2 protein-coding genes are annotated in these 4,703 nt (G+C 75.5%); both read left to right on the forward strand.

From position 1 onward, the window contains the following. Positions 1-480: 480 nt before the first annotated feature. A complete protein-coding gene (locus EAO70_RS32850) occupies positions 481-2,613 on the forward strand; it encodes an ATP/GTP-binding protein (protein ID WP_315986262.1) in 2,133 nt (710 codons plus the stop codon). Positions 2,614-2,747: 134 nt separating this feature from the next. After that, on the forward strand, positions 2,748-4,304 hold the full coding sequence (locus tag EAO70_RS32855; protein WP_148006399.1) for a PucR family transcriptional regulator: 1,557 nt from the start codon (positions 2,748-2,750) through the stop codon (positions 4,302-4,304). Positions 4,305-4,703: the final 399 nt, after the last annotated feature.

Genomic DNA, 4,703 nt, shown 5'->3' on the forward strand with positions numbered 1-4,703 from the left:
GTCCGGGATGGACAGGGAGGGGGTGGAGAAGGTGGTGGCGCTCGACGTCGTCAGGGCTCGACCGCCCGGGCCGGCGTCGGCCGTACGGGTGGTCGAATCCCCTCCCGTACGCCTCGCGCCCACTAGATTGACGGTGGCACAGAGGCGGCGACCTGGCTGTTCAGGGGGCAGAGGTTCATGGAGACCGACGGCACGTACGAGTCAGGCGACACCAAGGGGGGCGCGGTGCCGCGACCGGCGGGCCCCCCGAAGGGGGCGACCGCCCCCGAGGTGCCACCGGCTCGAAGGGTCGGACCAGGGCTGCCGAGCGTCCCGCCGCTGCCGCCCAGGGCTCCCGCCCCGGCCACGGCGCATCCTTCCTCGCCCGTCGCCGAGTGGCTCGACGCTCCGCGCCCGGAGGCCGCTCTCGGCATCTGGCGGTTCCGGTACCTTCCGCCGCCCGCCGAGGTCACGCGCATCAGGCCCATCACCCTGCTCGGGATGCTGGTCCCCCTGCTGGTCGGACTGTTCATCTGGTTGGCGTACCGCAATGACAACCTGCCGTACGCGGCCACCGTGATGCGGACCTTCACGCCGAACGACTGGTGGACCGGCTTCGGAGCGACGGCGAAGGACTGGCAGGGTGTCGCGGTCCACGCGATCTTCGACGCCATCGTCTTCTTCGGTCTCGTATGGGTGGTCGGTTCCCTCGGCTCCTGGGGCAGGATCATCGGCTTCTACCTCGCACGACGGCGTCCGCCGGTGCGTGCCGCGCTCACGGCGCTGGGAGCGCTCGCCGGTCTGGCGGCCGTCCTCCCCGAGGCCCTTCACCTGGGCTGGTCGGCGGTACCGGTGGTCAACCCGATCCTCTACCTCATCGCCCTGGTGACCGGTGGCTGGCACATCGCCGGGTCGCCGATCGTCATCTACGCGGTGTACGTACTGGGCGCGGCGCTGGTCATCTGGCCGTGCGCGAAGATCGGCGGCTGGGAGACCCTCTACCGGCAGTGGCGCTCCGGGGGTGGGCCCGACGCCCCGGACCCCGCCGCTCCGAACGGCCCGGGAGTCCCCCGCTCGCAGTGGCCCGAGCTGCGGGCCGCGGGCGCGCACCGAGCTGCGGACGTGCTCACCGGTGAACTCGCCGCGGGGCGCATGAACGACGCCGACTGCGCCCGGCTCCGCCGCGTCTGGCAGGCGGGCGAGCGGGATGCCGTACGCCGGGCGGCCTTCGTCGAAGACCTCGTCCGCCAGGGTGCCGCGGCCGACACGCACCCGTCCGGCGATCGCGATCTGCCGGCCCGCTCGGCCGTCCACGACCTTCTCGAGGGCCAGGTCCGTGTCGGCCGCTGGGTGGCTGCCGAGCGTGGTTCACGGAGCTATCACGACGCGGGTCTGGCACTTGATCCCGAGCTCCTCGGTACCTCCCTCCTTGCCGTGGGGCCCTCCGGATCGGGCAAGACACGGTCCCTGGTCGCCCCCGTGGTCGAGTCACTGTGTCTCCAGGCGCTCACCGGCGCCTGCGCCGTCGTCGCCGTCGGCTCGGCCGGAACGCAGCTCGGCCCCGACGCGGCGTACGACGTCGTGATCCGGCTCGGCGACCCCGCCTCCCGCTACGACCTCGACCTGTACGCCGGAGCCACGGACCCGGACGAGGCCGCCGCGTGCCTGGCCGAAGGACTGGTCGGCGACATGGAGGGCATGGAGACGCGACGAGCCGCGACGGTCCTCGCTCAGCTCCTCGGCCCCTACCGGGTCGCGTACGGCCGGTTCCCCACCGTGCCGATCCTGCGGGAACTGCTGGAAGCCCGCCCCGAGACCCTGCGGGCCCTGCTCGACCTCCTGCCGGCCGACGGCGCACAGGCGATGCGCCGCGAGCTGGAGTCCCGGCTTCGGCAGGTCGGCACCACGAACGACCTGGGCCCCGTCCTCGCCGACCGCCTCGCCGCTCTCGACCGACCGATCTTCGCCGAGTTCTTCGGCGGGGCGGAGGAGTCGAGGTCCTTCTCCCTGCGGTCCGCCGCCCAGCATCCGATGCGGGTGCGGATCAGCCTGCCTGAGGGGGGCCACGAGGAGGCGGCGCGTCTGCTCAACCGGCTGTTGCTCGCCCAGTTCCAACACATCACGCGCGGAGGCGCGGCGCGGGGCAACTTCGCGTTCCTGGTGCTGGACGACGCGGCGGGCGCGGTCACCCCGGGGGCCCTCCGGGCTCTCCAGCGGCTGCGGACGCAGAACTCGGGTGTCGTGCTGGCCCTCCGCACCCTCGCGGAGGTGCCCGAATCCCTGCACGGACCGCTCCTCGCGACCGTCGGCTGCCGGATGGCCTTCTCCGGGCTTCCCACCTGGGACGGCCGGGCCTTCGCGGACGCCTGGGGCACCGAACGGGTGGAGATGACCGAGGTCGCCCACCACACCGTCTTCGCCGACCAGCCGATGACCCGGGCCATCCACGCCCTGCGCAAGCTGGTGACGGGCAAGGCGGTGACCACCGAGGCGGTCACCGTACGAGAGGTGGAGCGGCAGCGCTGGTCCGCCTCGGACCTCGCCCATGCCGTCCCTCCCGGCCACGCCGTCCTCTCGCTGAGCCACGTGCGGGGCGAACAGGTGCCGCCCATGCTGGTCGACCTGCGCGGCTGACCCGCGGGGGTCCGCGCCCCGCGGGTCAGCCGCCCCCCGTCCCGAGCCGGAGCGGCCACCCCGTCGCCCTGGCACAATCGGGGGCGCCGCTCGGCTGGGCGGCGCCCCCTCGCCCAAAGGTCCGACGGTCCCCAATGCCGCCCACCCTCGCCTCGCTCGTCCAGCACTCCTCCCTGAAGCTCGTCGTCCGGGCCGGGGAGGACCGCCTGGACACCCCCGTCCGCTGGGCGCACGTCAGCGAGCTCGCCGACCCCGTCCCGTACATGGAGGGCGGCGAGCTCCTCCTCACCACCGCGCTCACCCTCGACGCGGAGGACCTGGAGGCGATGCGCCGCTACGTGCGGCGGCTGCTCGGCGCGGGGGTCGTCGGGCTCGGCTTCGCCGTCGGCGTCAACTACGACGAGATCCCGGCCGCCCTCCTCGACGCGGCCCGCGATGAGCACCTGCCCCTCCTCGAAGTACCCCGCCGGACCCCCTTCCTCGCCATCAGCAAGGCCGTGTCCGCCGCCATCTCCGCCGACCAGTACCGCGCCGTCACCGCAGGCTTCGAGGCCCAGCGCGAACTGACCCGCGCCGCCCTCGCCGAGGGACCCGAGGCCGTCGTCGCCCGCCTCGCCGCACACGTCGACGGCTGGGCCGCCCTCTACGACACCTCCGGCACCGTCGTCGCGGTCTCGCCCGAGTGGGCGGCGCGCCGGGCCGCCCGCCTCACCACCGACGTCGAGCGCCTCCGCGACCGCCCCGCGCCCGCCAGCGCCGTCGTCGGCGGCACGGACGACCGCGTCGAGCTCCAGTCGCTGGGCACCGGCCGCCGGGTCCGGGGCGCCCTCGCCGTCGGCACCGGCGCCCCCCTCGGGACGGCCGAGCGGTACGCCGTGCACTCGGCGATCGCCCTGCTCACCCTCACCACGGAACGCTCCCGTTCGCTCCAGGCCGCCGAACACCGGCTCGGCGCGGCGGTCCTGCAGCTGATGCTCGCCGGTCAGTCCGACCACGCGCGCGCGGTGGCCGGGGACGTGTACGGCGGCCTGCTCGACGCCCCCTTCCGGCTCCTCGTCGCCGAAGCCGCCGGCCCCGAGCCCGCCGGCGAACCGCCGCTCCAGGTCCTCGCCGAAGCCCTGGAGTCCGCGGCCGCCCGGGCGGGGGAGGCGGTGCTGACCGTCCCCGAGAGCGAGCAGCGGCTCGTCGTCCTCGCCGGCGACACGGGCGCGGTCGTCGCCGCCTGCGAGGGGTACGCCGAACGGGACGCCGACGACGCCGGCATCACCATCGGCCTCTCCGCCCCCGCGGGACCGGTCACCGCCGCCGGTGCGTACAAGCAGGCGGAACAGGCCCTCTCGGTCGCGCGGCGACGCGGCAAGGCCCTCGTCGAGCACGAGGACCTGGCGACCGGTTCGGTCATCCCGCTCCTCGCCGACGACGCGGTCCGCGCCTTCGCCGACGGCATGCTCCGCGCCCTCCGCGACCACGACGCCACGGGCCGCGGCGACCTCGTCGCCTCCCTGCGCGCCTGGCTCTCCCGGCACGGCCAGTGGGACGCGGCCGCCGCCGACCTGGGCGTGCACCGGCACACCCTGCGCTACCGGATGCGGCGCGTGGAGGAGATCCTCGGCCGCTCGCTCGACGACCCGGACGTACGGATGGAACTCTGGCTGGCCCTGAAGGCCACCGGCGAGGGCGGGGCGGAGTAGCGGGACCGGAGTAGCCGGGCGGAGTCTGCGGGGCGAAGGAGCGGGGCGGGCAGCGCGGGTCGGGCCCGCCCGAGGGTGGCCGGACCCGCCCGGCGGTGGTCGGCCCGGCAGGCGTCGGTCGCCCGCCCGGCGGTGGTCGGACCCGCCCGGCGGTGGTCGGCCCGGCAGGCGTCGGTCGCCCGCCCGGCAGCGGTCGGGCCCGCCCGGCAGTGGTCGGGCCCGCCCGAGGGTGGCCGGACCCGGCGGTGGTCGGCCCTCCCAGTGGTGGTCGCCCGCCCGGCGGTGGTCGGCCCGGCAGGCCTCGGTCGCCCGCCCGGCAGCGGTCGGGCCCGCCCGGCAGTGGTCGGGCCCGCCCGAGGGTGGTCGGACCCGCCCGGCGGTGGTCGGCCCTCCCAGTGG

Source organism: Streptomyces sp. adm13(2018) (assembly GCF_008042145.1).
Classification (GTDB): Bacteria; Actinomycetota; Actinomycetes; order Streptomycetales; family Streptomycetaceae; genus Streptomyces.